Source organism: Streptococcus cuniculi (assembly GCF_001921845.1).
GTDB lineage: Bacteria > Bacillota > Bacilli > Lactobacillales > Streptococcaceae > Streptococcus > Streptococcus cuniculi.
This window is the reverse complement of sequence record NZ_MSJM01000002.1, coordinates 231,246-252,368: the sequence shown is the minus strand read 5'-3', so window position 1 is coordinate 252,368 and position 21,123 is coordinate 231,246. Positions and strand designations below refer to the sequence as shown.

The following is a 21,123-nucleotide window of genomic DNA, read 5'->3' as shown; positions in this document are numbered from 1 at the left end:
CTCCTTTGTACTTGCTTCATTGTAGCAGAATGAGCGAGAATTTTCAAGGGAGCTCAATAGCAAACAAGACCAACTACTAATTGGTCTTGTTTATTGTCGAGCTTATCTCACCCGAATATCACCCGAATCCACCTGGAGAGTGAGTTGGCCTTGGGGATTGCCTGGGTATTGGAAATGATTGGACACGCTACCGACGTCCGCGTTTGCTTCAACGCTGACAGCGGATTGGGGATGGAGTTGGAGATCAATGCTGCCGACGTCTGTAAACATACTGTTTTTTCCAGCTAGATGGAGGTTGGTTGCTGTAATCTTTCCAACATTTAGCTGAATCAAACCTTCATGAGATGAAATAGTGTCTTCTTTGGTGCTTTTGGAAGCTAGGCGGACGTTTGTCAGACGAATGTCCCCTGTATCGACCCCTAAATCGATCCTTCCAATGTTCGCATTGCTTAGGTTTACAGGACCAACATTGACAGTGAGTTGCAGATGGTCAATCTTGACATCTTCTAGGTCAATATTTCCTATATCAACAAAGCCGGTCAGTTCTTTCAAGTTTGTTCCCTTAGGAATCTCTAAGCGGGGAATACGGTCTTCGACCCAATTCTGTTGACTGAGATGAAGAGCAGCTTCGACGAGACCATTGACATTGACGAAAGAATTCTGCTGATTGTCAGTAACGGTCAGTTTTTTATCGTTTAACTGATAGCGAACAGGAACTGTCTTATCTTTGAGATAGTGATAGTAGCTGAGATGAAACTGGTCGTCTTTTGAAGGAGCAAGAATAATGCTCGTTTGGATTTCGAGGGACTCTACCTTGTCAAAGTCAACCGTTTCGAGCCTACGGTTGTGCGTTACTTCTTGCTCCAAATTTTTCCAGCCACCGAGTAGAAATCCGACACCTGTTAGGCTGAGTCCGATAAACAAAAGAGTGAGGCAGATTTTGGTAAAGCGATTAAATGGTTTCATAGCGATGTCTCCTAATAACTTTTTCTTGAATCAAGCGAACAAGGGCAAGAACAGCCTTTTCACCAAGGACAACCGTCGCCTGCGTTCCAAGCAGTCCGAGCGCAATTGCCACCATTCCAAGTCCGAGCAAGAGGAGCGAACTGGTCCAGCCGATGGAAAAACTCTGAAAGGCTGCAAGCAGAAGACCTAAGCCCACAGCAAGGGCGCTAATCCACACAGAAGCTAATACCAAAAGGAAGCTAAAAACGAGGATAATCGCAGTTAGAAACAAGACTAAGAGGGTAAGGGCTAGGGGAAAGGCTACTGGGGCGGCGAGGATGCTAAGTGCGACAATGAGGATGGTATTTTTGGGTGTAGCAGTGCCAGCCTCGGTCTTTTTCTCATAGAGTTGGTCGAGAATTTCCCGTGCGGCCTGCTTGGGACTGCCTAAGTCAGCAATCACCTGTGCCTCATTTTCAGCCCCAGCTTCATCGAAGTATTCATTAAAATGTTCCATTGCATCTTGATAATCCTCTTCCGGTAGGCGATTGAGATATTTTTGCAAATGAGCGAGATATTCGTTGCGTGTCATGTGCTTCTCCTTATTTGATTGTTAGCATACCGTCTTCGTTTTCAATGGTTAAACGGTGTTCTTCATTGGGAGCTTGGTAGTCAAATTGGCTGTAATCGTCGTCAACTCGAATCTGTCCCTGAAATTCCGGAGAAATGGACATGGAGCCGTCTTCAGAAGAAAAATGATAGGAAGTTCCAGCCTGTTTCTCTAGTGTCAAGGAAAGATTGCTATCACACGCTGAAATGCGGACATCTTGTAAGAAACGAACAGCAGAAGCAGAGAAATTGGCATCTTCTAGTTCCAAGTGTGCCTGCTCAATGGTGGAGTGGGAGAGGCTCATGTTGCTGTCGCTCATCTCGAGAGACAGTTTTTGCAAGTGACTATCCTTTATCGTGATGTTTGCATCTTCTAATTCGAGCGATGTAGTAACAATTGTTAGACCTTCTATAGAGAGGCTAGAGTCTTCAACTTCTAGGACAAGTGTTTGGATAGTTGGTAGTTTTAATTCCAGATTGGCATCTTCCAATCTTCCAGTCACTTTGTTGAGCTGGATATGTCTTGGAAGGGCAAGTGTGACCTGGGGAGTAAAAGCAAACTGCAAGAAGAAATGAGATGGAACACGGATGCCTCCGTCTCGGCTTTGAAGTGACAAGGTTCTTCCGTGAATACTGTAGTGAAATGGCTTTTCCGCATTCAGTTGATGTTGGAAATAGCGCAATTCTATCTGTTCTGTTTCCGATTCTGTGATGGTGAGGTGAAAATCTTCTAGTTCCAATTGAATAGTATCAATATCTTCCAGAGTGAGGGTAACTGGAGAAAGTGCTTTTTTTGCTTCACGTTGAGAATCTTGAAGCGTCTGTTGGGTTTTCTCAAACAATCGATTCCAAATACTGATTTGCGAAGAAGTGATAGGCTCTGTTTCTGTCACATGTTGGACGACTTCCATATCAAGGTTGGCAAGAATTTCTTCAGCCGCTTCTTGTGGTGTTCCTAGATGGCGAATCGCTTCATCAACGTCTGGGCATTCGTCAAAATATTCATTGAAATAATCCAAGACATCTTCTTGCTCTTGCTGGTTCAATGTGTGTAAAGCTGCTAGCAGTTGTGAAAGATATTCGTTGCGTGTCATTTTCGTAGGCTCCCTTCTATAATACCGTCAATATTGTTTTTATATTCCGTCCATTCTCTCTGCAAAAAAGTAATTTGCTTGCGCCCCTGGTCGGTAATCTTGTAATATTTGCGCTTGCGCCCCTGAAATTCTTGAGAGTAGGTGGTCACAAAGGCCGCTTTTTCCAACTTTTTCAAAATAGGATACATGGTGGACTCCTTAATATCCGCTACAATCTTAATGGTCTGACTGATTTCATATCCGTAGGAATCTTGCTTTTCGACAATGGACAGGATCAGAAATTCGATTAAGACAGAGGAGACAGGATAGTACATATGCTCACCTCGCTTATGTGTAAATATTTTATATATAAATTATATACATATCAATAAGCAATGTCAAGCATTATATATAAAATTTTTACATAATAAAAACCAAGCACCGTTAAAGTGCTTGGTTTAGCTATTTCATCATCAGCACGACCAATTTGTCAAAATCAATCGTCGTCGTAAATGTCCCTGTTTGAAGTTCGAGACTGTTTTCGTGGACAGCGCTGACTTGGCTAAAGAGGTAGTGATTGCCACCCCAGAATTGCTCTGTATTCGTGTAGGCCTTGCATTTTCCGAGGGAAATATGGTTGCAAGGTGTGTAGTCCTCTTTCTTCTTGACGAGAATGTCCAGACAGCGATGGAGATTAAAGTAGCCATAGCGCTGATGTTTTTCAAAACAAACCATATTTTGGTAGATGCCTACGATTTTGACATTCCGTAGGACCTGATACCAGATGGTATTGAGGGAGACATCGCAGACCTTTCCGAGATAGTCTTGGATTGAAAGACTAGGAGCTAGTTGAGGTTTGGCTTCTGGTATTTCTTGCTCTGTCTCTTGCTGAATTGGAAAATCAATCTCTTCTCTGACTAGCTGGTCCAAACTGATGTCTGCAAAGTCAGCTATTTTGATGAGAATTTGAAGATCAGGAATAGCGCTACCATTTTCCCACTTGGAGACAGATTGGCGACTGACCACAAATGTTTCGGCGAATTGTTCCTGTGACAATTGATGAATGGTCCGAATGAGACGAATTTTTTCATTTAGTAACATAGTGTCACCTCCTTATTCCTAATCTAGCAAATGGAAGGATATTTGCCAAGAAAGCCTCGTTTACATTTTGCTACTATTGGTTGCATAGGGGGAAAACGTGAGAGAAATATGCTCCTGATACTAGTTCAGCTTCCAAACGAATAGGTTATGTTCTTTCTTGAGAGCCATTTTGTGTCTTGGCAATTTCTTCCATATATCCAGCTGTGATAATCCCTGCAGGAAGTGCGACAATGGCGATACCGACTAGAGCAGAAATCATGGTCATTGTTTTTCCTAGGATAGAAGTGGCGTAGATATCTCCGTAGCCGACAGTTGTCAAGGAGATGGTCGCCCAGTAGATAGCATCAAAGAAACTGGGAAAGGTATCTGGCTCAATGTTAAAGAGAATCAGAGCAGAGACGAAAATGTAACTGGTCGCTAAAACTCCAACAATCAAGAGGGCATCTTTTTGGTGTTTTAACACATTTGTAATGATGCGTATATTTTTGGAATAGCGAAAGAGCTTGATGACACGCAGAGCCCGAATCATCCGAATGACTTTTAGGAGTTTAAAACTGTTATTTAAAAGACTGATATAAGGCAAAATGCACAATAAGTCCAAAATAGCCATTAGGGAAAAAGGGTAGAGGAGAAAGCTCATTCTTCCTCGCTTGAGAATAAAATCGGCTGTCAACCAGCGACAGAGATAATCCACAACGAAGACAAGAAAAGTCAGCGTATCGATACTAGATAGGAGTGGTGTCTGTTGCTTGAAGAGCAGAGGCACAATGCTGAGGAGAATAATCGCAATCATCCCATAATCATAGTATTTACTCTTTTTATGATGGATTTGTCCTGACTCAATAAAGTGGTAGAATTGTTTTCTCATGGATAGTCCGTCATTTACTCATGCCCAACAATTCCTAGGATGACATCAACGGCTTTTTCCATGGTTTCAAGACTGACAAATTCAAAGCGTCCGTGCATGTTTTCGCCACCGGCAAAGATATTTGGTGTTGGAATGCCCATGAAGGAAATCTTAGAACCATCTGTTCCGCCACGGACGGGCTCGATAATCGGTTTGATATCCAGACTTTCCATGACTTCTTTGGCAATGGTAATCGGTGTCATGTCTTTTTCGATGATTTTCTTCATGTTGTAGTATTGGTCATGAAGGTTGACGATGACGCGTGGGGTATCAAAGGCCTGGTTCATCTTCTCTGCAATATCAAGCATGAGCTGTTTGCGCGCTTCAAAATCAGCTTCTTCAAAATCACGAATGATATAAGAAGTGTGCGCCTGATCTACGCTTCCTACCATGTCCATGAGGTGGAAGAAGCCTTGGTAGCCGTCCGTTTTTTCAGGACGATCAGCTTCTGGAAGGGCATTGTGGAAGTCGATGGCTAATTGGAAGGCATTAATCATTTGATCCTTGGCAGAACCTGGGTGCACGTTGCGGCCGATAAAGTCAATCTTGGCACCAGCAGCGCTGAAGGTTTCGTATTGGAGTTCGCCAAGCGGTCCGCCGTCCATGGTGTAGGCGAAGTCTACGTCAAAATCTTCCACGTCAAACTTGTCTGCACCGACTCCGATTTCTTCGTCAGGACCAAATCCGACCCGAATTTCGCAGTGCTTGATTTCAGGATGAGCGACCAAGTATTCAATGGCTGTCATGATTTCAGCGATTCCTGACTTGTCATCAGAACCAAGCAAGGTCGTTCCGTCAGTCGTAATCAAGGTTTGACCATGGTAGTTGTTGAGCTGTGGGAAATCTTTGGGATGCAATTCAAAGCCAGATGTCCCAAGGGCAATTGGAGTGCCATTATAGTTTTCAATGATTTGCGGATTGACACCTTCAGCATTGAAGTCTGCCGTATCCATGTGGGCGATAAAGCCAATCTTGCGGGTCAAACTTGGGTCGTTAGCAGGCAGCGTCCCAATCGCAAATCCATTTGGTAAATAGTGGACATTTTGAAGCCCGATGCGTTCCATTTCAGGAAGCAGGATATTTTGGGCAAATTCCACCTGATTTTGCGTGCTAGGTGTCGTCGTAGAGTTCTCATCTGAACGTGTATTTTCTTTCACGTAGACAAGAAAGCGGTCTAAAAGAGTAGGGTATTTCATGTTGTTCTCCTTTTAATGTAAAATGTGTTTGTAGATAGCCTTGGCTACTCCGTCACAATCATTTGTATCGGTGACATCGTCTGCCAGTGATTTGACATGGTCGTTGGCATTGCCCATGGCAATACTCAATCCTGCAAATTCAAGCATTTCAATATCGTTATTGGCATCGCCCATGGCCATGATTTCCTCTGGTAAAATCTGCAGGTGCTCTGCTAATTTCTTCAAGGCAGAAGCCTTATTTGTGCCTGTTGGCAGGATTTCTAGTAGCACATCCTGCGAGCGTACAGCGTCAAAGTGTTGGTTGAGTGTTGCTGCGTGTTTGGTTTCAAACGCCTCCGTTGCTTCCTTGGTGCCGACAAACATGGCTTGGAAGAGATGACGACTCTGGTTGGTCGCTTCCTCCATGCTTAAAATCGTTGGCTCCACAAAGACTAGGTTGGCATCCGCGCGTGAGTATTCATTTGGCTCATCGTCAAGGACATAGTAGTGCTCCTCGTCAAACAGGGTCAATTGCATCTCACTTTCTGGAATGAAAGTGGTCAGGTAGCGAATGTCATCAGGCGATAGCTCCGCCCAGTCGATCAACTTCCAATCACTCGTCTGGTGGGTTGAACAGCCATTATTGACAATGACATACTCATTTTCCGCATCCAGTCCCAACTGGTCAAAGTAGGGCTTGACCCCTGTCAACATACGCCCAGTACAAAGAACCAGCTTGACACCGCTCTCCACAGCCCGATGAATTGCCTTAATCTGGGGCTCCGTCAATTGCTTCTGACTATTGAGCAAAGTCCCGTCCATATCAAGGGCAAGTAATTTTATCATAGATTCCTCCTTCAGTATTCTATAGACTAGTATAGCATAAAAAAACAGCCCAGTGGGCTGTTTTTTCACGCGCCTAGAAACACGAAAGCGCGTCAAGCCCAGTGGGCTGTTTTTTCCCGAGCCCGAAAATAGGAAAGCGAGGTCAGCCCCGTGTGCTGTTTTTTCCCTCGCCTAGAAATACGAAAGCGTGGTTAAGTAGGGTGGATTGTTTGAAGAGCCAGGGTGGCAGAAAGACGACACTAAGGGGGCTCAAGACAGTCCATGTCAAGGAACACAGACCAAACATTTTCATATTGTCAAAACTGGTTGTGAACGGGATAGGGTAGTACATATGAATTTCTCTATCTGTTTCTCCAGCATGCTTTTCTTCTATAATAGTACGCTGTAAAAAATTTGTTAGAAATCATATTTTTTAATTTTTCTTTTATATCTAAAAGGACAGGCTTTGGCTTGTTTTTCGTTAAGAAGAGCTTTTTAAAGGTTGATGAAATGAAGTCTTAGGAGTCTTTTGGTAAAAGAATATGCAGGATGCTTTCTACAGTATTTGCTTATCTTTCATGCCAAAAACCATGGCAAAACCACAAATATATATGCCTTTGATATACTACGTATATCAAAGGTTTGACTACAAGTCAAACCTTACAACTCACAGTCTGCGCAAAAAGTGCCAGAAAAACCTATGATAAGTATGTAAAAACATGCAATTCTACACATATATTAATATGTTTATATGTACATATATGCATATATTTATATAGGAATTGTGGCGAGAAAGTTATACAGACTATATAAGGTGAGACTGGTATGGCTGTGAGGGAATCTGAAAGAGAGAGTTGTTCGTGCGAGAAATTTAGAAAGGGAGGGGAAAGGATGAAACACAAACGAACTGTATTCCTATGTTTAAACGTCCTCGTGATGAGCGACATTGTATAAGGGTTGGGATGGTGGGTACATGTCGCATATTACTATTACAAGGGAGGGATAATGAGATGAAATGGAAGGATAGATGGTGGGTACCATTCTTAGTAGTCGGCTTACTTGTCGCTACAGGAGTTTGGGCATCTTATCATCTAGTAATATCACCAGATAGCAGTCAAACACAGGAAGAGATACCACCTACCTCTAATTCTGCCTTGGAATTAGAAGGAAGTAGAGTTCCAGAGTTTACTGTACTAGACAAAAATGGACTTGATAAGACAGATGCGGATTTTTCTGATAAGCCAATGCTCATCGTCGAATGGGCTAGTTGGTGCCCAGATTGTCAACAGCAACTGCCAGTGGTTCAAGAAGTTTATAAAAAATATGGTGATAAAGTGAACTTTGTCATGATTAACTTAAGCGATCCTAACATTGAACCGAAAGAGCAGGCTGACCAATATATTAAACGGGAAGGTTTTAGCTTTCCTTATTACTACGATAATGGTCAACAGGCAGCCGACTCTTTAAAGGTCCAGTCTATTCCAACGATGTATTTTGTCGATAAAGAACAAAATGTGAAAAAGGTAGTGATTCGTTTCCAAGATGAAGCATCGCTGGAAGCTCAACTCAAAACAATCTTGTAATTTTGATGGAGTAGAAAAAAGAAGGGAGAGGCAACAAAGAAGCTAGAGTGCTAGCTTAGTATGTCAAGTTAAACATGAAAAATGTAATAAAAAAGGTGTTAATCCTACTATTAGGACTTTCCTTATTAATACCTATGGGTTTTTTCCGATTTGCATCAGTCAGTGCGCAAGGTGCATCGTCTTCTCTGAAAGTTGAGAAGATTGAGAATGCGACGATTACGTCTGACGGCTGTCAGCGGAAAATAGAGAAGACAGAAAAAGTCAAATGGAGTTTGCCACGTCAGCCCATTGATTTGGTGATTCTACAGGATACGAGCGGTTCCTTCAAAGATACAATTGGTGAAGTCCAAAAAGCCTTGAAAGAACTAACGAAACCAGTAGCCTTGGATAAGTATGATCCTAAAAATCCACGCTTGATTTTTACAGGAAATCCAGATACAACAGACCGAGTGATGGTCAATACCTTCCAAGGGATTGACGGGAACCAATACTTTGATGCTGGGGAACGAAGAACTGGCTATATTGATAGTAATTTTTCTTACTTAGCTACAGAAACTACAGAAACTCAAGCGAAGGATAAATATCAGGTAAAGACATCAGAACTTTTAAGTGATACAAAAACCATCAACGAAAAGATTGATGCCTTTGTGACCAATGGTGGAACGCCAACGGTGCCTGCCATTGAAGATACCATTGCAGCATACAACAAGATTAAAGGTGACATGAAGAACAATCGGAAGACGGTTTTCTTGCTCGTCACAGATGGTGTCGCTAATGGGGTTCGCAAGGACGGGAAAGTTGTTATTGAGCGAAGTAACTATAGGGACTATGCTTTAAAAGCTTATTTCCAAAGCCGAGGGGTAGAAGAATCCGATAGATATATCCCCGAAGCGGGTCAAAACTATTTGGCGCGTGCTCAAGAGTTAGTAAAGGCTGGTAATACGTTAAAGACGTTAGTTGCAGGGCAAGCTAATAATCCTAAAGATGACGGTGCTGTTGTTGTGGGTTTCTGGGAGAACGTTCCTTCCTTCACGAAAGGTGGCGGTTATGGTACAGCTTATTTAGAAGGCTTTGCAAATACCGGAGTGAATACGGGTGATAATCGCCCTGTTCAAACTGTCTTCCATGAAGCCTTGCAGAAAGTTGCAACTAGTGATACCTACTATGTCAATGAGCAAAAATCTGCTACAGCCTTCGCGGATAAAATCTTAAAAGCTGTCGGTCAAGCCTTGGTGAAAGAAAATGTTGAAGGAGAATTTCAGGTTACAGACGGTTACACCGTTGATGCGGTTCGTATCAATGGAAAAACGGTCGTAGAAGACGTGAAAGATCCTGATAAGCAAATCCAAGGTCTAGTCAAACAAGATGGAAATAAGGTAACCATTTCTGTACCAGATAGTGTCTTCAATCCAGGAGACAATAAGTTTGACTACGATTTGAGTCGTTCTACAAAAGCTGAAGCTGTAGCTGAAGAGGATGAGGTTGATCCTCCTGCTGACTACCAGCCTAAGACAGAAAAAGTGGAAATTCCACAGTTGACTGGAAGATTTAAGGTTGGTGAGTATGAGACAGCGGAACTCGGAAGCAAAACGCCACAAACCGTTGAAGTGCAGGAACTAGCTTACTGCTATCCAACCGTTACCAAATCGATTAAGGATGACAATCAAACAAACGATTTAGGAACGATTGAAGATCCTCTGAAGTTAAGTAAGAAGCCATCTTACAGCGCTTTATTGGATGCAGCTAGCGAAAACTTTACCTATACTGTGAACTATAGTTACAACAATGTACCGTATGAGTTCAAAGAGAATGTCATGCTTGTGGATCCATTGGACTATCGTTTAGAGGTGGTAAATGCAGTTGCATCTGATTCAACTGGGCAGACTTATACGACAAGAACGGTTGAAAAAGAAGATGCAGATGGTCACAAACAGACAGTAGTGGTGGCAGATGTACCAGCTAAAAATGAGTCCTATGAGCATTTGTTGCTCAAAAAAGCAACGATGACCATCACCGTTCGTCTAAAGGAAGAATACCAAAATAAGAAAAATAAAGACTATCTGAAATTACTTCAAGACAGTCAAGGATTCGGTCTTGTGAATCAGGCTTCGATTCTTTGGAATGGCACCAAGGATCCAGATGAAAAGAATCATTTGAAAGCGACACCAGATGGTCGTGATACGGTTCGTCGTTCGAATGCAGTATATGTGAAACCTCCAGTAGAGACAGAAATTACAAAAGCTGTTAACGATAAAGAGCATGAGGATTTACGTACTCCTGGGGAAGAATTTACCTATACAGTCAAAAGTCCATGGCCAGGAATTGCTGATTCCTTTGAACTAAAAGATAAAGTCGTAGACGAGCTGGAGATTGTACCAGATAGTGCAAGTGTGACCATTGCTGGTAAAGCGTATGACCGCCAAGGGCTGGTTGCTAAGGTCGAGGGCCAAACAGTCTCAGTGAAACTAGATGACAAGGCTATCAATACGATTACACGTCTAGTGACAAGAAAATCATCTGAATTGCCTGAAGTTGTCTTAACGTTTAAGGCGAAGATTAAAGATAAGGCAGATGTCTCTAAATACAATGAAAATGGGGTCATCAAGGTACCGAATACGGCTGATGTCATCTTAAATGGACATGATCCAATTACTTCAAATAAGGTGACTGTCACTCCGCCTAAACCAACAGAACCATCGGTATCAAAACGCATTAACGATACCTTAACAGAGTTTACAACCTTTGATACTGTACCGTATACCTATACTGTTACAACCTCGATTCCAAATGATATGGAGCAGTATAAGAAATTTGTGATTAAGGATACATTGGATTCGAACCTTGAATTGAATGGGACACCTACCATCAAGGGAGATGCTGCCGATTTGTTTGAAGTAGCAACAAACGGTCAAACTGTAACAGCTACTGTGAAAGCAGGTAAGTTTGCAGAGGTCGCTAAACTTTCATTGGTTGAGCTAGAGATTCCTGCCAAAATCAAATCAGGTGTGAGCGGTGCAACGATTGAGAACAAAGCTCATCTTGATGTGACCAATAGACAAGACGTTGAGAAAGAGTACGAAAGTAACCCTGCTACTGTTACGCCGCCACCTGTGACAAAACGAATCAATGAGAAAGAAACTCATTTAGATATCGCAAATGAACAGGACTACACCTATAACATTAAGACGGTACTTCCGACAGATATTACTTCTTATAAGAAATTTGTCATTTCTGATACGGTGAATGATGAGTTGAAAGTGGTCAATACAGACAGCAAAAAACCATTCATTAAAGGTGATGCTGCGAAGTTCTTTGACGTAAAAGTAGAAGGACAGACCATTACTGCAACCATGAAAGATTTCAAGGATGCAGCAGCTTTAGCAGCAAAAGAAGTGGAATTAGTAATTCCGTCACAAATCAAAGCAGGTGTCGTAACCGCTAAAATTCCAAATACGGCTACGATTCAATTTACCAATAAGGCAGATGCTTCAGGTGAGAAAGAAACACCTCCTGTTACAGTCACTCCGCCAACGGATCCGACTCTTGATAAGAAGATTGAAGACAAATTGACAGAAGCAATTGTGGGAGTTCAAGAAGAATATACCTACAGTATCACAAGTAAACTGCCAAATGATATTGATCAATACAAATCCTATGTCATCACAGATACACTTGATTCCCGCTTAGAGTTCACCTCTGCAGCACCTTCTATTGAAGGGGACGCCGCGAAGTTCTTTGACGTAAAAGTAGAAGGACAAACCGTTACTGCAACCATGAAGGATATGGCTAAAGCAGGGAAATTGGGCAATCAATCCGTGAAATTGGTGATTCCAGCAAAAATCAAGTCAGGTACAGCGATTGAAGGGATTCCAAATACAGCGAGACTTTCGTATGTCAATAAGCAAAATCAAGCAGGTGAGAAAGAAAGTAAGCCTGTTACGGTTACACCACCTCCGATTGCTAAGAAAGTAAATGATAAAAATCATGCGGATTTAGGAAGTCTTTCGGAACAATTTACCTACACAATTGATACGAAGGTGCCAAGTCTGGCTAACCAGTTTGAGATTACGGATACTCTTGTGAAAGAGTTGACTTTCGCAGGAGATGTAGTGGTCAAGGTTGCTGGCAAGGAAATCCAAGATGTGGCTGTTCAAAAAGATGGACAAACGCTAACAGTCTCATTCAATAAAGAGCAGGTTGAAGCTAATGCGAATCAGGCTGTTCAAGTTATCTTTGGAGCTAAGATTGCAAATGGTTTATCTGTAGAGGAATTAGTGAAGCGTTATCCGAATGAGAAAAAAGATAAGGCACTCGTTCCAAATACAGCAAGTTACCTGATGAACCATGATCCTAAAACCAAAAAAGACACAGAGCCTGTTACGATCACACCCCCGTCACCAAATTCTCCAGATATTGTGAAAAAGGTTAATGGAGAAAATGCTGCGACACTTACAAAACGCGATGAAACATTTACCTATACAATTGAAACTTCTATGCCGTTGAATGCGACTGCATTTACAGTCACAGACCAACTAAAAGAGGTTCTTGAATTTGCAGGTGAAAATGGAGATGTTCGTGTAACACTTGATGGCAAAGAGACAGATGCAACGATTGTAGCGAAAGGGCAAGATCTCCAAGTTGATTTCCCAGAAGATACTGTCAAAGCAAATGGCGGGAAGCCAATCGTCGTTACCTTTAAAGCTAAAATTAAGCAGGGAGCTAATCTAGCGGCTTATGCTGTAGAAGGTAAAACGTCTATTCCAAATACAGCTAAGTATACGATTGACCATAATCCAAAAACAAGCGAATCATCAAACGAAGTGCCAGTCACTCCACCGACTCCAGAACAACCAACAATTGAAAAGGATGTCAATGGAGAGAATTCAGCTACACTCGCGACACGTGACGAAGTCTTCACTTACCACGTGAAAACAAGTGTTCCACTTGATGCGACAGAGTTTTCAGTAAAAGATACGCTTGTAGAGGTTCTCGAATTTGCAGGAGAGACTGCTCAAGCGAGCTTAACGCTTAATGGTCAAGCGCTTGAAGCAAGTCAAATTACTGTAGACGGCCAGACCATCACAGCGAAGTTGACAGCAGAACAAGTCAAGGCAAGCGGTGGTCAAGAAGTTGTCCTAAGTTTCCAAGCGAAGATTAAGGCTGGTGCCAACCTCTCAGATTACACAACTGAACAAGGTACAAATGTGCCAAATACCGCGTCTTATGTTGCACAATTCCCACACCAACCAGAAGTGGTGAAAAACTCAAACGAAGTTCCAGTCACTCCACCAACTCCAGAAGAACCAACAATTGAAAAGGATGTCAATGGTGCAGATTCTGCAACCCTAGCGACACGTGACGAGGTCTTCACCTACCACGTGAAAACAAGTGTTCCACTTGATGCGACAGAGTTTTCAGTAAAAGATACACTTGTCGATGTTCTTGAAGTAGTGGGTGATTCAGCCCAAGTAACTCTCAACGGTAAGGCACTTGATGCTGATCAAATTAGCCTAGATGGTCAAACTATCACAGCGAAGTTGACAGCAGACCAAGTTAAGGCAAGCGGTGGTCAAGAAGTTGTCCTCAGTTTCCAAGCGAAGATTAAAGATGGTGCCAATCTTTCAGCTTACACAACTGAAAAAGGTACAAGTGTGCCGAATACTGCATCTTATGTTGCACAATTCCCTCATCAACCAGAAGTGGTGAAAGATTCCAATGAAGTTCCTGTAGTCCCACCAACTCCAGAAGAACCAACAATTGAAAAGGATGTCAACGGTGCAGATTCTGCAACCCTAGCGAGTCGTGACGAAGTCTTCACCTACCATGTGAAAACAAGTGTTCCGCTCGATGCGACAGAGTTTTCAGTAAAAGATACTCTTGTCGATGTTCTTGAAGTTGTAGGTGATTCAGCCCAAGTAACCCTCAATGGTAAGGCGCTTGATGCTGGTCAAATTAGCCTAGATGGTCAAACCATCACTGCAAAACTGGCAACTGAACAAGTTAAGGCAAGCGGTGGTCAAGAAGTTGTCCTAAGTTTCCAAGCGAAGATTAAAGATGGTGCCAATCTTTCAGATTACACAACGCAAGAGAAGACAAGTGTGCCGAATACTGCGTCCTATGTTGCACAATTCCCTCATCAACCAGAGGTGGTGAAAGATTCCAATGAAGTTCCTGTAGTCCCACCAACTCCAACAGAACCAGAGATTGATAAGAAAATCAATGAGACCTTGGAACATTTGGATATCGATCGGGAACAGACTTACATGTACAATGTGACGGCTGCTATTCCAAGTGATATTAAATTCTATAAAGAATTTGTCGTATCAGATGAATTGGATGCTGCTTTGGAACTAGTAGGAACACCAGTCGCTTATGTTGATGGCTATGATGCTTCTGATATCTTAGATGTTCAGACATCAGGAAACAAAGTGACCGTTTCTGTTAAAGATTTCAAACGCTTAGAAGGATTTAGTAACATCCAAGTCTATATCTTATCTAAGATTAAGGCTGATGCTGATGTAACATCTTATGCGGATATGAAGGTTCCGAATGTGGCTCATTTAGATTTTGTGAATAGTAATGGAATTGATGGGCAAAAACAAACGAAACCTGTAACAGTCACTCCACCACCTTCACCAGATACTCCTCAACCACCAACACCAGGAGATCCTTACAAGACAGTCAGTCGTGTTGAAGGAGCAGAGCAGACAAGTCGCTTAGCATTAGGGCAAGCAACTGATTTGTTCCGATTCGATATTGTGACGACAGTCCCAGAAGATAAGGCAGATCAGAAAACAGAGCTGACAAGTCTCATGATTACTGATACCTTGGATAGTCTTTTGAAGGTAGATGCTGTTGCCCTTAAAATTGATCAGCCTAAATTCACTCAAATCAGGCAGTCTGTTCAAGAACAATTGGATGAAGTGAATAAAAAATTAGATCAATTGAATGGTAAGGCAACCAATGTTGGAACGGTTGATGCTGTTCGAGAAGCCAAAGAAAAAGTCCAAGACTTGACAAAACAACTTGAAGTTGCCAAAGCGAATTTGGATAAATGGCTTGAAGCAAAAGCAGCTCAAACTGCAAATGCAGATAAAAAAGAGCAGGCTACTGATGCTTCAGAGACAAAAGAAGATAAGGTAGAAGATGCTGTTTCAGAACCGTCTACAGATAAAGCAGTAGAGGATAAGGCAGACGCAGAGTCAGAGGACAAGGCTTCAGAAGAGAAACCAGCTGCCAGCCAGCCTGCAGAAGAACCTACTTCTAAACCGAAACAGGAAGAAGATGCAGAAGAAGCTAAGCTAAAAGCAGAAATTGCTAGCTTAGAAGAAGCGCTGAAAGCAGCACAGACGGAACTTGAAAAAGTAGAAGCTGAACGGGATAATAGCACAGTCACTTCTGCAGCAGATAAAGTGAATCTCCAGAAAGAAGCAGAGAAGCTGACCGCAAAACTTGCGAAGATGGACAAGGTCATTGCACTATTGACGAATGTCAATGAAAAAGGTGAGCTTGATAAAGAACGCCTATCTAAAATTGCCAAGGTGACTGTTGATGGCCAATATGTGGAAGTAGATATTGAGAATGTAGATATTCTAGAAGTGTTACGTGGTAGCAAGGTAAGACTGATTATCTATTCTTCAATTAAAGACCCATCTACATTAAGTGATAAAGTTTATGCAAACGGTATTGATAATACGGCTGATGTCATCTTTAACCATGATCCGAAGACTAAGAAACGGACAAATGTTGTTAAAGTGGTACCACCAAAACCATCAACCCCAGCGCCTAAACCACCACTACCAAAAGGCTCAATGCCGCCAACTTCAACGCCGAGCGATCCAGTGCCGTCAGCACCAAGTCCACAAAAGATTTTACCTCGGACAAATTCTACGGATACACATCGTTTAGAAATTGTTCTTCTTGCGGTCGTTGACCTATTCATTGTAGTTCTATTGCTTAGGAAAAAGAAATACAATTAACCTAGTAAAGTATAGGAGGGAATTTCCCTCCCATACTTTAAAGTGATATAGAAAGGGATTTTTATGAAAAAGAGAAAAATAGCTCAAATGTGTGGAGCAGTTCTTATGATTAACAGCTTGGGACTTGCGACGATTGGTTCGTCCTTGATTCAGCCAACAGCAGTATTTGCTCAAGCTGAAGAGCCAGAACCCGATGAAGCGATTATGAGCGCTGCTGAAAAGAATGCGATTCTTAAGCTACAAGATGCCTTGAATCAATTTGAAGAGGATTTAAACGAAGGAGAGCCAGAATTGATTGAAGCATCAATTGAGGACTCACAAGAGCTTTATGAGTCTGCGCTACGTACCGTCATCAGTGAAGAAGGCAAAGCCATGTTAGCGCCATTGATTCAACGTTATCAAGAATAAAAGGCAAGAGCGGAACGGGAGAAAGGGGCGGAAGAACAACCCCAAGAAAATCCACAGGAAAAACCTGAAGAAGATCCAAAGGTAGTTCCAGAGGAACCAAAAGAAGATCCACAGGAACAACCTAAGGAAGACCCACAAGTGAATCCGAACGAGAATCCAAAGGAAAATCCCCAAGATACACCAAAAGAGGACCCCAAAGACAATCCTCAAGTTGACCCGAAAGATGATTCACAAGACAATCCTCAAGTAAATCCGAACGAGAACCCACAAGAACAACCACAGGTAGATCCGAACGAGAAGCCGCAGGAACAGCCTCAAGAAGATTCCAAAGCCGAGCCGAAAGTAGAAGTGAAAGAAGAAGCAGTGATGTCTTCGATTCCGTATAAGAGTGTGAGAGAAGAAAATCCTGATTTACCAAAAGGCGTGGAACGCATTAAAACTCCTGGTAAAGAAGGTGTTGAAACAATCACCTATCAAGTTACCTATACAGACGGCAAAGTGACCAGTCGTACAGAAGTAAAACGCGAAGTAACGAGCCCAGCGGTTGATGAAGTCATTGAAGTCGGGACGAAGGAAGCGGCAGTAACTCCTGTCATCGAGATTAAAACGGAGACCGAAACAGAAGCAGTCGCTTATACGACTGTGTATGAAGAAAATCCTGATTTACCAAAAGGCGAAAAACGCGTCAAAACATCAGGACAAAATGGCGTTGAAACCATCACCTATAGCGTTATTTACGTAGATGGCAAAGAAACCGAACGTAAAGAAGTCAAACGTGAAATGACAAGCCCAGTAGTGAATGAAGTCATTGAAGTCGGAACAAAGGAAGACGCACCAACGCCTCCAACACCTCCAACACCTCCAACACAGACCCAGGTGCACCCTCAAGTTCAACCTCAAACGGAGAACAAGCAATTACCTACAACAGGAGAAAGCGCTAATACGGGACTTGTTTCAGGATTGATGGTCTTGGGATTGGCACTTGTATCATTTATCGGTATTGGCAAAGGTAAAAAATACAAAAAATAATTTCTTTTGGAGGTATTCTCAATGAAAGAAATAACACCAATTAATTACTACAAAAGTAGAACATTTATTTGTAAAAGATGCCATGAAACAGTTACGACAATCGAGGGAGCCTTAGATAGACGAACTCAATTTTGTAGTGACCTCTGTTCAAGACGCTACTGGCGCCATCCACATCAGTACAAGAAAGTACAGTAAGCCGATGTGTGGTCGGTGTGGTTGTAAAATCTCAACTACAATCATCCGACAATACCAGTATCAGCTTTGAAATGGCAAGATACCTTACAATATATGTCCACAGGAGCGGGATAGAAGCAGATTTTCTTCTACCCCGCTCTTTTTTTATAGAGTATACAAATTTTAATTTTTAACGCATGAGAATAGGAAGCATAAAATATAGTGAGTAATCAATGATAGTAAATTCTTGATTTCTGAGCAAAAATATTTCTTTTTCTTTATATTTGAATTATTTTTACGAATAGATAGATATGAAGTTTATGAACAGGTTAATGGGGGACTGTTCTGTTCAGCTTTTTGCGACAGAGAAACACAATATAATTCCATTGTTTAAAATTGTTTATATATAATTTATAGCACTTTTATTTTATGTGTTTTCACTGAAACTATTGAATAATAGTCGTAAAGTACAGGAGGTAGCTAGCATGAAGAAATGACTGAAATCTATTTTATTCGTTGTTTGGGTAATCAGTATATTAGGAGGGTGTGGTATGAAAAAGGAAACATTGACTAAAGAACAACAAGATAACGTTGTTAGATGGATTGTAAGAGGATATGAAATTGATTCAGTAGAATTTATGGACTTTAAGAAAGATAAAAAAACAGGTTTTTATTTACTGAATATTCAATTAAATGGAGACGAAAGTCTAGAAACAACTCTTTCCATAAGGCAACTAAAAGAACTGGAGGAAAAAGATGCAATTATCGGTTTAAATCCTATTGATAGATTTCAATCAATTGAACGTGATATTGCTTTAGAAGGAGAGATTGATTTATCGCAAATTAAAATAAAGTATTTAGGGGATTAGTATGGCAAAAACTGATGAACAATTGAACCTTTTATCACAACAAAGTTATTGGGTAGACAGTAGTAGAAGCGATGTTAAATACCATCCCAAAGTAGGCAAGGACTATTACTATAATTATAAAGATAAATCTATAGGTAGATTCAGAGTGTTAAAAGTAGCAGACAACCAAACCAATGGCATGCAAGCCATGGCGGTTGCGCCAGTTGTGAACGGGGAAGTGGATTATTCCCAGATTACAATTGCTTATGCTGGGACTAATTTTAGCGATGGAAAAGATAGACAGACGGACTTAAATAGTATTATCGGCGGTCAAAATTACTTCGAGACAGCCCCTCGCTTATCAACGGATAGTCAAATTGACACGGCTCTTGATTTCGCCGCAGACATCAAGAGAACATATCCTCAAGCCACTATCTCTACGACAGGTCATTCCCTAGGAGCTTATCTCGCTACCTTAGTTGCGATAAAAAATAAATGGGCTTCAACAGTCTTTAATGGACCGAGCCCTGCTAATATGTTGACAGAAGAAGAAATTGCTTGGGCCAAAGCCCATACAGATATCCTTGTTAATTATCGCAATACGAGAGATTGGGTCGGGAATTATGGTGGAGATCCCTTAGGTATAGCGCGTTATGTAGATTCGTATAAGGATGCAGGGATATTTGCTATTTTGTATTACCATGGGCTTTCAACGTGGGAGTTTGATGCTCACGGAAATCTCATTGACAAATATGGCTTCATTGTTGACCAGAAGAATTATCAGGCGGGCATTGATATTGACGGAGATGGAGTGGAGGATATTCACTTAAGTCCTGAAAATGTAGAGCCTAGGAATTTGTTCCTTTCTAGTGGCAATCTCATTCTTGCGGGTGGTAAGACAATCAAGATTAATCCAGATAGTTTACGAATGCTCTCGAGTAATTTGAATATCTTGGCTATGATAGAGATTCCAGCCATGATACGAGTGTGTCAACTGTGCCAAGAGAAAAACACAAAGATTGCAGGGGATTTTAACACGCGAAAGCAAAAAGTAGAAGAAAGTATTGTTCAGCGCTTTAAGGAAACCAGACTAACGGAGGTCTTCTATCGGCTTCATGATTCACTGGGGCAGATGATGAGTAAACAGCATATCTTTGATCATCTATCTTCTCCTCAAACATTGGTCAATACGATTTCAAATCCAGCCTACCTTGCTAGTGGTGCTTACTTGGAACTTTCCTCCTACAATAGCATGCTATCTCGACTTGCGGCAACTAGTCAGCAACTAGCACAACAGCTGACAGATGAGAAAACAAGCGGTTTCCAAAATGGTTTTCCGATAAATCCTACACCAACGGCTCTCAAGTCTTCTGCGGTCTTAGAAGAAAGTGCGAAAAGACTCAAAAAGAAGAGTGAAACCATTTTTGAAGGAATGGGATTACGGGAAGGAAAAAAGGATGGGATTAGCCAATCTCTGACAGAAGTATTGGAAGTAGAGCAAAAAAATCTTAAAGAATTACAAACGGCGGTCGAAAATGTATCTCGTCTAACCTTGAGTTTAGCCAATAACTTTAAAGGAATGGATGAATGGTTGCAGGGACAACTGTCAAGTGGCGGTAACATGGCAGATTTTTCTGTTCAAAATGTCCCAGCCTCTTACCAAGTCTACCTGGAAGAATCTGCTATTTTTGATGATGTGAAAGATGTCTTACAGGCCTTTGATCAGCAAGTCGAAAAGCGGAGTAATCAGTATGCTAAGGAAGTAGCAGTTGCGTTTTCAGATGCCTTTCAACAAGTTCAGGCTTCCTTAGAGAGATGGACTGAACAGTTGACATCCTTTAATCAGACGGTTGACGCGGTGAAAGACTCTTTCGACATCGACATTTACGTAGATAAGAAAAAGATGGTGGATGATGAACCTGTTGTCACACGGACCTATTGGGGTCAATTAGTGAGATTATATGGTTCGATAACGTCGGTAACTATTCGCTCTGCATATCAAGAGATTCCACCGTTAACGGACAAGGTTGTAGAAGCAATCGAGATAACACGTTCGGCCAAAAGTGATATGCAACATCTAAAGCCTCAATTAAAGGCAATTATTGAGGAAGGAGTCTATACTGCTTTTGATTTGGATGAGATTGTTGCCAGTCAAAAAACAATCCAAATTCAGATCAAGCGCATCATGCAGGAATTCAACTATGTAATAACAACAATCTCAAGTCAAATGACAGGTCAAGCCATCACTAGGCTATCAGAACAATTAGGAAATGTCCATCAGCTGACTAGCTATTTCAATCAATTGGTAGGCGATTGTTTCGGAGATCAAGGTGGCGGAGAGACGTTGCCGAGTGGCGTTTTAGCACTTCAGGCGAATCGCTTCTCTCTTAATAAGTAACATCGCTTCTCTATTTTTGTTATGCAACTATTTTGTAGAAAAAACAATAAAAAAAAGAAAAACTTGGAA

14 protein-coding genes are annotated in these 21,123 nt (G+C 41.7%); 6 read left to right on the top strand and 8 right to left on the bottom strand.

Annotated elements, in window-relative coordinates:
- Positions 1–102 precede the first annotated feature (102 nt).
- From BU202_RS02910 to BU202_RS02875, 8 genes are all read right to left on the bottom strand, one after another.
- Entirely contained in the window at positions 103–966 is an 864-nt protein-coding gene (locus BU202_RS02910) for a DUF4097 family beta strand repeat-containing protein (protein WP_075104307.1), read from the bottom strand.
- The gene (locus BU202_RS02905) at positions 953–1,537 is read right to left on the bottom strand and encodes a DUF1700 domain-containing protein (RefSeq protein ID WP_075104306.1); all 585 of its coding nucleotides are present in this window, start codon (positions 1,535–1,537) and stop codon (positions 953–955) included. Before BU202_RS02905 ends, BU202_RS02910 begins: the two co-directional genes overlap by 14 nt.
- A gap of 10 nt (positions 1,538–1,547) precedes the next feature.
- Positions 1,548–2,648, bottom strand: coding sequence for a DUF4097 family beta strand repeat-containing protein (locus BU202_RS02900; RefSeq protein WP_075104305.1), 1,101 nt, complete (start codon positions 2,646–2,648; stop codon positions 1,548–1,550).
- The gene (locus BU202_RS02895; protein ID WP_075104304.1) at positions 2,645–2,962 is read right to left on the bottom strand and encodes a PadR family transcriptional regulator; all 318 of its coding nucleotides are present in this window, start codon (positions 2,960–2,962) and stop codon (positions 2,645–2,647) included. Before BU202_RS02895 ends, BU202_RS02900 begins: the two co-directional genes overlap by 4 nt.
- Positions 2,963–3,089: 127 nt before the next feature.
- Entirely contained in the window at positions 3,090–3,728 is a 639-nt protein-coding gene (locus BU202_RS02890) for a helix-turn-helix domain-containing protein (protein ID WP_075104303.1), read from the bottom strand.
- Positions 3,729–3,873: 145 nt separating this feature from the next.
- The gene (locus BU202_RS02885) at positions 3,874–4,596 is read right to left on the bottom strand and encodes an ion transporter (RefSeq protein ID WP_075104302.1); all 723 of its coding nucleotides are present in this window, start codon (positions 4,594–4,596) and stop codon (positions 3,874–3,876) included.
- A gap of 14 nt (positions 4,597–4,610) precedes the next feature.
- A complete protein-coding gene (gene pepT / locus BU202_RS02880) occupies positions 4,611–5,831 on the bottom strand; it encodes a peptidase T (protein ID WP_075104301.1) in 1,221 nt (406 codons plus the stop codon).
- Between the two features lie 12 nt (positions 5,832–5,843).
- Positions 5,844–6,656 (bottom strand): Cof-type HAD-IIB family hydrolase, encoded by an 813-nt coding sequence (locus tag BU202_RS02875; RefSeq protein ID WP_075104300.1) that lies wholly within the window; start codon positions 6,654–6,656, stop codon positions 5,844–5,846.
- 989 nt (positions 6,657–7,645) lie between these two features.
- Between BU202_RS02875 and BU202_RS02870 the strand changes: the two genes are divergently transcribed.
- The 6 genes from BU202_RS02870 (at position 7,646) to BU202_RS02845 (ending at position 21,054) form a co-directional block, all read left to right on the top strand.
- The gene (locus BU202_RS02870) at positions 7,646–8,218 is read left to right on the top strand and encodes a TlpA family protein disulfide reductase (protein ID WP_075104299.1); all 573 of its coding nucleotides are present in this window, start codon (positions 7,646–7,648) and stop codon (positions 8,216–8,218) included.
- Between the two features lie 134 nt (positions 8,219–8,352).
- A complete protein-coding gene (locus BU202_RS02865) occupies positions 8,353–16,197 on the top strand; it encodes an isopeptide-forming domain-containing fimbrial protein (protein ID WP_279626011.1) in 7,845 nt (2,614 codons plus the stop codon).
- A 63-nt stretch (positions 16,198–16,260) separates the two neighbouring features.
- A complete protein-coding gene (locus BU202_RS02860; RefSeq protein WP_142354759.1) occupies positions 16,261–16,605 on the top strand; it encodes a hypothetical protein in 345 nt (114 codons plus the stop codon).
- A 138-nt stretch (positions 16,606–16,743) separates the two neighbouring features.
- The gene (locus BU202_RS02855; RefSeq protein WP_075104296.1) at positions 16,744–17,634 is read left to right on the top strand and encodes a G5 domain-containing protein; all 891 of its coding nucleotides are present in this window, start codon (positions 16,744–16,746) and stop codon (positions 17,632–17,634) included.
- Between the two features lie 725 nt (positions 17,635–18,359).
- Positions 18,360–18,677, top strand: coding sequence for a hypothetical protein (locus BU202_RS02850; protein ID WP_075104295.1), 318 nt, complete (start codon positions 18,360–18,362; stop codon positions 18,675–18,677).
- Between the two features lies 1 nt (position 18,678).
- The gene (locus BU202_RS02845; protein WP_075104294.1) at positions 18,679–21,054 is read left to right on the top strand and encodes an SA1320 family protein; all 2,376 of its coding nucleotides are present in this window, start codon (positions 18,679–18,681) and stop codon (positions 21,052–21,054) included.
- The last annotated feature ends 69 nt before the right edge of the window (positions 21,055–21,123 follow it).